Genomic DNA, 5510 nt, shown 5'->3' with positions numbered 1-5510 from the left:
GACGGCGCGGGCCCGCGGGCCCCGGCCTCCCCGGCCCGGACGCGCCCACGGCCCCGTACGCGAGCGGCCCGGCCGGCCGGGGCGGGCAGGGTGCGCCGCCCGGGTGGGCTCAGCCGTACCTGGATCCGGACGTCTCCTGGGACGTGACGGTCACCGGCATCCCGCCGCGCCCGCCGAGGCCCGCGCGCCCCGCCCACCGGCCGCCCTTCACCCCTCCGCCGCCACCGGGAACCCCGCCGCCGCCCCCGAGGCCACCCGGGCCGCCCGGCCCGCCGCCCGGCCCGCCGCGCGGTCCGAGGTGACCTCCCGCCCGCCCGGGCGGGCGACCGGCGCGTTCAGGAAATGGGACGGGGGTCCTGTCATGTGGGCCGGGAAGATACGGTGAGGGCACCATGAGCGCATCGCAGACCTCCGACGTCCCCACCCTCCTCGTCAAGATCTTCGGCAAGGACCGTCCCGGGATCACCGCCGGGCTGTTCGACACCCTCGCCGCCTACTCCGTCGATGTCGTCGACATCGAGCAGGTCGTCACCCGTGGCCGCATCGTCCTGTGCGCCCTCGTCACCAAGCCCGCCGGCGGCGCCGAGGGCGACCTGCGGGCCACCGTCCACAGCTGGGCCGAGTCCCTCAAGATGCAGGCCGAGATCCTCTCCGGTACCGGTGACAACCGTCCGCGCGGCAGTGGCCGCTCGCACGTCACCGTGCTCGGGCACCCGCTCACCGCCGAGTCCACGGCCGCCATCGCCGCCCGGATCACCGCGACCGGCGGCAACATCGACCGTATCTTCCGGCTCGCCAAGTACCCGGTGACGGCGGTGGAGTTCGCCGTCTCCGGTGTCGAGACCGAGCCGCTGCGCACCGCACTGGCCACCGCCTCCGCGCACATCGGCGTGGATGTGGCCGTGGTCTCCGCCGGGTTGCACCGCCGGGCCCAGCGTCTGGTCGTCATGGACGTGGACTCGACCCTCATCCAGGACGAGGTGATCGAGCTGTTCGCCGCGCACGCCGGGTGCGAGGCCGAGGTCGCCGAGGTCACCGAGCGGGCCATGCGCGGCGAGCTGGACTTCGAACAGTCGCTGCACGCCCGGGTGGCGCTGCTCGCGGGCCTGGACGCGTCCGTCGTGGACAAGGTCCGTGCCGAGGTGCAGCTGACCCCGGGCGCTCGGACCCTGATCCGCACGCTCAAGCGGCTCGGTTACCAGGTGGGCGTGGTCTCCGGCGGCTTCACCCAGGTGACGGACGATCTGCGGGAGCGGCTGGGGCTGGACTTCGCCTCCGCCAACACCCTGGAGATCGTCGACGGGAAGCTGACGGGCAAGGTCACCGGCGAGATCGTGGACCGGGCGGGCAAGGCCCGGCTGCTGCGCCGCTTCGCCGCGGAGGCGGACGTACCGCTGTCCCAGACGGTGGCCATCGGCGACGGCGCCAACGACCTGGACATGCTGAACGCGGCCGGGCTGGGCGTGGCGTTCAACGCCAAGCCGGTGGTCCGCGAGGCCGCGCACACCGCGGTGAACGTGCCCTTCCTCGACGCGGTGCTGTACCTGCTCGGGATCACCCGTGAGGAGATCGAGGCCGCCGACCTGGCCTGACGTCCGTGCACGCGAACGGGCCCCGGCAGCCGGTGCGGCTGCCGGGGCCCGCTGGTGTCGTGGGGCCGCCGGTGTCGTGGGCAGCCGGTCAGAGGCCCTTCGGGGTCCAGTAGTCGAGCAGTGTGCCCACGCCGTGCTCCACGGACTTCCACGATCCGGTGAAGGAGACCACGGCGAGGGCCGCGGTCGGGAATCCCGTACGGGTCATGCGCGCCAGGGTCTCGCCCTCCGATCGCCCGGAGAGGGCGTCGGCGAGGGCGTGCATGCCGGGGTTGTGGCCGATGACGAGGAGGTCCGAGACCTCGTCGGAGGTCTCGTTGAGCAGGGCGATGAGCTCGCCCAGCGAGGCGTCGTAGAGCCTCTCCTCGTAGTGGGTCTTCGGCCGGTGCGGCATCTCCTGGACGGCGAGCTTCCAGGTCTCGCGGGTGCGGGCGGCGGTGGAGCACAGGGCCAGGTCGAAGACGATGCCGGTTTCGGCGAGCTTCAGACCGACGGCCGGCGCGTCCTTGCGGCCTCGTTCCGCGAGCGGACGATCGTGGTCGGACACCTCGGGCCAGTCGGCCTTGGCGTGCCGGAGGAGGGCGATCCTGCGGGGTGTGTCGGCGCTCATGACTCCCAGCTTCGCACGAAACGAGCCACGGGGCGCAGGGTGTTGGGGGGGCTCACTCCCTGGAGGGGAGGGGGCACGGGAGGTCAGTCGACGGCGCGCAGGAGCTGCTCGGCGACCTGGACCAGGCCCGAGACCTCGCCGGTGGCCGCGTGGGCCTCACCGGATCCGGCGAGGAGCAGCAGCAGGAGCCCGAACGCGAGCGCGGGCAGGGCCAGCGCCCACCAGTGCAGCCGGGTGCCGGCGCCCGTGGCGGCGCGGGCCCGGGGGCCTGACGGGCCGGGTGGGAGGGGCCTGATGTGCATGGGGGCCGACATGACCGCCTCCGTGGGTGTGGACCGGACCGACTCGCTGCCTACGCATCGAATCTATGGATCCGGGGCGGTGGTTCCCATCCGGGACGCACCCCACTTCACCCTGAGCCTGGCCCCCTAGGGGGTGGTGGGGTCAGCCCCACCACCCGCCCCGGGGAGAGCTCGCTCAGGGGGAGGCGATCGTGGCGATGACGGAGATGATCACGGTCACGACGAGCATCGCGCCGAGCACGAGGCCGAGCTTCTTGCGGCCGTGCTGCGGATTCGGTTCAAGTACGGGCGACATGCCGGTCAGTCTCCCATGCCGCATTCGTCCTCGATCGTGCGGTCCCGTCCTGCCAGGATGCCCAGCGCGATCTGCGGTACGAGCAGTCCGGCCATCAGGGCGAGCGGCAGGTCCCAGCCGCCGCTGTGCTGGTAGAGGGCGCCGATGACGAGGGGGCCGGGGATGGAGATGAGGTAGCCGGTGCTCTGGGCGAAGGCGGAGAGCCTGACCACGCCGGCCGGGGACTTGGCGCGCAGCCCGATGAGGGTGATGACGAGGGGGAACGCGCAGTTGGAGATGCCGAGCAGGAGCGCCCAGGCCCAGGCGCCGGCGGCGGGGGCGAAGTAGAGACCGAGGTAGCCGGTGAGGCCGAAGACGCCGAGGGTGGCGGCGATGGCGCCCTGGTTCTTCATCCGGGCGGCGAGGCCGGGGATGACGAAGGCGAGCGGGACGCCCATGACCATGGTGACGGCGAGCAGCACTCCGGCGGTGGAGGCGGAGACCCCGGCGTCGCGGAAGATCTGCGGGAGCCAGCCCATGGTGATGTACGCGCCGGTGGCCTGGAGGCCGAAGTAGCAGGCCAGGGCCCAGGCGGTGCGGCTGCGGACGATCCGCGGGCCGGTGTCGGCCGGTACGGCGGCCCGCGCGCCGGACCCGGCGGCGGCAGCGGCGGTCGCGGCCCGGTCGGCGCGCCGGGAGGCGCGGGCGACGGGCAGCCAGGGCAGTACGGCGACCAGGGCGAGCACGGCCCAGATCAGCAGGCCGGTGCGCCAGCTGCCGCCGAGGGCGCCGGTCAGCGGGACGGTGGCGGCGGCGGCGAGCGAGGTGCCGGCGGCCAGGGACATGGAGTAGAGGCCGGTCATGGTGCCGACCCGGTCCGGGAAGTACCGCTTGACGATCACCGGGAGCAGCACGTTGGTGAGGGCTATGCCGGCGAGCGAGAGGGCGCTGGCGGCGAGGAAGCCGACGGCGCCGGTCGCGAAGGGGCGGATCAGCAGGCCGGTGGCGACGGCGGCCATGCCGGCGCAGACGACGGCGGCCGGGCCGAAGCGGCGGGAGAGCCGGGGTGCGGTGACGCCGAAGACGGCGAAGCAGAGGGCGGGGACGGAGGTGATCAGTCCGGCGACGGTGCCGCTCATGCCGAGACCCGTGCGGGTCTCCTCGAAGAGGGCGCCGAGGCTGGTGATGGCGGGCCGCAGGTTGAGGGCGGCCAGCACGATTCCGACGATGAGCACCGGACCGAGCCAGGTCGGGGCGACCTGGGCGGGGGCGGGAAGGTGCCGGTCAGGGGTGGTGCGCACGACCGGCTCGCGGTTCATGGTCTGGGTTTCTTCGTCGGACATTGAACCATCATAGAATCATGGGATGATTGGTTGTCCAGTCGCTTTCGAGAGGAACCCATGCCGCTGACCTCGCCCCGGCGCTCCGCCCTCGTCGATCAGGTGATCGCCCAGCTGCGGAACCAGATCACTTCCGGCGAGTGGCCGGTCGGCTCCCGCATCCCGACCGAGCCCGAGCTCGTCGAGCTGCTCGGCGTCGCCCGCAACACGGTGCGCGAGGCCGTGCGGGCGCTGGCGCACAACGGCCTGCTCGACATCCGGCAGGGCTCCGGCACGTACGTGATCGCCACCAGTGAGCTGGCGGGCGTCATGCACCGCCGCTTCGCCTCGGCCGAGCCGCGCCACATCGCCGAGCTGCGTTCGACCCTGGAGTCCTCGGCGGCCCGGCTTGCGGCCGAGCGGCGCACCGAGCGGGACCTCGTCCAGCTGGACGCCCTGCTGGCGCGCCGCGAGGAAGCATGGGCGGGCGGGGACGCGGAGGTCTTCGTGGCGGCGGACGTGAGTCTGCACATGGCGGTGGTGACCGCCTCGCACAACGACGTACTGATCGGGCTGTATGCGGACCTCGGTGAGCTGGTGGCCGACTGGCTGCGGGCGGACGTGGGGACCGAGCTGCACCCTTCCGCCCACCTGGACCACGCCCGGCTGATCGAGGCGATCCGGCGGGGGGACGGGGACGCGGCGGCCTCGGAGGCGGCGGGCTATCCGTTCGCGTGCCTCGGCGGGAACGAGGAGGAGCCGCTCACGGGCGCCGGTGGCTGACCCAGACCGAGCGGACCTCTTTCCAGCAGCGGCCGACGAGCTCGACCCGGCCGGCCGGTCCGACGGTCACGGCGACGCCGTCGCCGTCCACGTCCCACCAGCGGTCGCACTCGACGTGCAGCCGCACGAGGTCGGTCTCCGGGTAGGCGTTGTGGCAGAACGCCGTCACCTGCGAGCCGTGGATCACGGTGTCGCAGTCGGCGCCGAAGAGTTCGCTCCCGGCGGGCCGCGCGGGCTGGGTGGGGGGTTCGGCGGGGATGTCGGAGAGTTCCGCGGCGGCCGGGGCCATGGACTCGGGACCGGGTGCGGGCTCCTCCCCCACGGGCTGCGCGGCCGCTCCGGGGACCAGGAGTCCGGTCAGGATCACGGACGTGACCAGCACGGATACGACTCGGCTCGGCCTCGTGCGCACTCCTACCTCCTCCCCGCAGGAGCCAGGAAGACCCCGGCCAGGTCAGTTTGCAGGTATCTGTCCCGGTTTTCGACTCGAAAAGATCCAGTCAGCCGGTGAACATCTGATCGAGGGCTCTGCCGCGGACCCCGGACGGACCCGGACGGACACCGCGCGGACCCGCCGGGGATGCCCGCCCGGACAACGAGAACGGCGGCGGCCGCGCCTCCCGGAAGGGA

At 73.1% G+C, this 5510-nt stretch carries 8 protein-coding genes; 2 read left to right on the top strand and 6 right to left on the bottom strand.

All coding sequences use genetic code 11. The features are described 5' to 3' along the window. Positions 1–207: 207 nt before the first annotated feature. The gene (locus tag ACWGE1_RS39825; RefSeq protein ID WP_453425356.1) at positions 208–363 is read right to left on the bottom strand and encodes a hypothetical protein; all 156 of its coding nucleotides are present in this window, start codon (positions 361–363) and stop codon (positions 208–210) included. Positions 364–392: 29 nt separating this feature from the next. Between ACWGE1_RS39825 and serB the strand changes: the two genes are divergently transcribed. After that, a complete protein-coding gene (gene serB / locus ACWGE1_RS39820; RefSeq protein WP_030012237.1) occupies positions 393–1592 on the top strand; it encodes a phosphoserine phosphatase SerB in 1200 nt (399 codons plus the stop codon). An 88-nt stretch (positions 1593–1680) separates the two neighbouring features. Here the strand turns inward: serB and ACWGE1_RS39815 are convergent, their stop codons facing one another. The 4 genes from ACWGE1_RS39815 to ACWGE1_RS39800 all read right to left on the bottom strand — a co-directional run bounded on the left by ACWGE1_RS39815 (position 1681) and on the right by ACWGE1_RS39800 (position 4121). Further along, entirely contained in the window at positions 1681–2202 is a 522-nt protein-coding gene (locus tag ACWGE1_RS39815; protein WP_453425355.1) for a SixA phosphatase family protein, read from the bottom strand. 83 nt (positions 2203–2285) lie between these two features. Next, positions 2286–2516 (bottom strand): hypothetical protein, encoded by a 231-nt coding sequence (locus tag ACWGE1_RS39810; RefSeq protein ID WP_453425354.1) that lies wholly within the window; start codon positions 2514–2516, stop codon positions 2286–2288. A 163-nt stretch (positions 2517–2679) separates the two neighbouring features. Further along, positions 2680–2799 carry an SGM_5486 family transporter-associated protein gene (locus ACWGE1_RS39805; RefSeq protein ID WP_453425353.1) on the bottom strand — a complete coding sequence of 40 codons (120 nt, stop codon included), beginning with the start codon at positions 2797–2799 and terminating at the stop codon, positions 2680–2682. Positions 2800–2804: 5 nt separating this feature from the next. Beyond that, positions 2805–4121, bottom strand: a complete 1317-nt coding sequence (locus ACWGE1_RS39800; protein WP_453425352.1) for a CynX/NimT family MFS transporter — start codon at positions 4119–4121, stop codon at positions 2805–2807. Between the two features lie 57 nt (positions 4122–4178). On the opposite strand from ACWGE1_RS39800, the gene ACWGE1_RS39795 reads away from it, so the two are divergent. Beyond that, positions 4179–4880 (top strand): FadR/GntR family transcriptional regulator, encoded by a 702-nt coding sequence (locus ACWGE1_RS39795; protein ID WP_453425351.1) that lies wholly within the window; start codon positions 4179–4181, stop codon positions 4878–4880. On the opposite strand, the gene ACWGE1_RS39790 is transcribed toward ACWGE1_RS39795, so the two are convergent. Next, positions 4861–5262 (bottom strand): hypothetical protein, encoded by a 402-nt coding sequence (locus ACWGE1_RS39790; RefSeq protein ID WP_453425350.1) that lies wholly within the window; start codon positions 5260–5262, stop codon positions 4861–4863. The two genes, ACWGE1_RS39795 and ACWGE1_RS39790, sit on opposite strands and share 20 nt — an antisense overlap. Between the last annotated feature and the right edge of the window lie 248 nt (positions 5263–5510).

It is taken from the genome of Streptomyces sp. NPDC054932, from assembly GCF_053610205.1.
Note: the sequence above shows the minus strand (reverse complement) of the source record. Positions and strands in the feature narration are given on the sequence as shown.

What these genes read in the sequence shown, in the direction of transcription:
- ACWGE1_RS39825 (WP_453425356.1), bottom strand. Translation starts at nt 363, where the DNA reads ATGACAGGACCCCCGTCCCATTTCCTGAACGCGCCGGTCGCCCGCCCG.
- serB (WP_030012237.1), top strand. Translation starts at nt 393, where the DNA reads ATGAGCGCATCGCAGACCTCCGACGTCCCCACCCTCCTCGTCAAGATC.
- ACWGE1_RS39815 (WP_453425355.1), bottom strand. Translation starts at nt 2,202, where the DNA reads ATGAGCGCCGACACACCCCGCAGGATCGCCCTCCTCCGGCACGCCAAG.
- ACWGE1_RS39810 (WP_453425354.1), bottom strand. Translation starts at nt 2,516, where the DNA reads ATGTCGGCCCCCATGCACATCAGGCCCCTCCCACCCGGCCCGTCAGGC.
- ACWGE1_RS39805 (WP_453425353.1), bottom strand. Translation starts at nt 2,799, where the DNA reads ATGTCGCCCGTACTTGAACCGAATCCGCAGCACGGCCGCAAGAAGCTC.
- ACWGE1_RS39800 (WP_453425352.1), bottom strand. Translation starts at nt 4,121, where the DNA reads ATGTCCGACGAAGAAACCCAGACCATGAACCGCGAGCCGGTCGTGCGC.
- ACWGE1_RS39795 (WP_453425351.1), top strand. Translation starts at nt 4,179, where the DNA reads ATGCCGCTGACCTCGCCCCGGCGCTCCGCCCTCGTCGATCAGGTGATC.